The organism is Streptomyces flavofungini (assembly GCF_041028215.1).
Lineage (GTDB): Bacteria > Actinomycetota > Actinomycetes > Streptomycetales > Streptomycetaceae > Streptomyces > Streptomyces flavofungini_B.
In genome coordinates this window covers 1-781 of record NZ_JASKYR010001486.1, presented here as the reverse complement: position 1 = coordinate 781, position 781 = coordinate 1, and the positions used below count along the sequence as shown (strand labels likewise).

The window sequence follows — 781 nt, the reverse complement described above, 5'->3', positions numbered from 1 at the left end:
TCCTCTGGCAGCGCGGATCGCGGTTCTTCATGGCGAACGACCCCACGCTCGTCGACGGCCGCGCGAGCCTCAGGGACTTCCACCGCAGCGGGCGCGCGGGCACCCTGCCCTCCACCGGCGCCATGCTCCGCTCCATCCCGCGCTATCTGAGCCGGAGTTACCACCCCTCCCAGGAGGGCAGCACCGAGCAGGCCGTGGCCTATCTCGCCGCGGCGGCCCGCTCGGCGGCGGTGGCGGCGGGCGCGCAGCCGAACGGAGCCGTCTGACATGCCCCGCATCCGCACCGTCGCCCTGGCCGCGGGCGCCGTCCTGCTCGCCCGGCGGGCCGTGCGCCGCCGCGTGGCGCTCTCGCCGCTCTGGCCGCTGCCCGCCCTGGACGAACCGGTGTCGGGGCAGCCGCGCTCCCGGGCGCTGCGGCTCCGGGTGGCCCGGCACGAGAGCGTGGCCGAGGGCGTCGTCCAGCTCCGCCTGGAGGGCGCGGGGCTGCCGCCGTGGCGGCCCGGGGCCCACCTCGACCTGGTCCTGCCCTCGGGCCTCGTGCGCCAGTACTCGCTCTGCGGCGACCCCGAGGACACCTCCTCCTACACCGTCGCGACCCGGCTGATCGGCGCCGAGCAGGGCGGCAGGGGCGGCTCGCGGGAGGTGCACGAGCTGTTGCGCGAGGGCGTGGAGGTGGAGGTGCGCGGGCCGCGCAACCGCTTCCCGCTGGCCGAAGCGCCCTCGTACGTCTTCGTCGCCGGCGGCATCGGGATCACGCCGATCCTGCCGATGCTGCGGGCCG

Annotated in this window: 1 protein-coding gene and 1 pseudogene; both read left to right on the top strand. The window is 77.0% G+C overall.

Features of this window, described 5'->3' with window-relative positions:
* Window positions 1-266, top strand: a pseudogene (locus tag AB8Z36_RS41800) (metal-dependent hydrolase); the annotation flags it as partial.
* A 1-nt stretch (window position 267) separates the two neighbouring features.
* On the top strand, window positions 268-781 hold a 514-nt coding region (locus AB8Z36_RS41795), incomplete at its 3' end, for a ferredoxin reductase (RefSeq protein WP_369218534.1).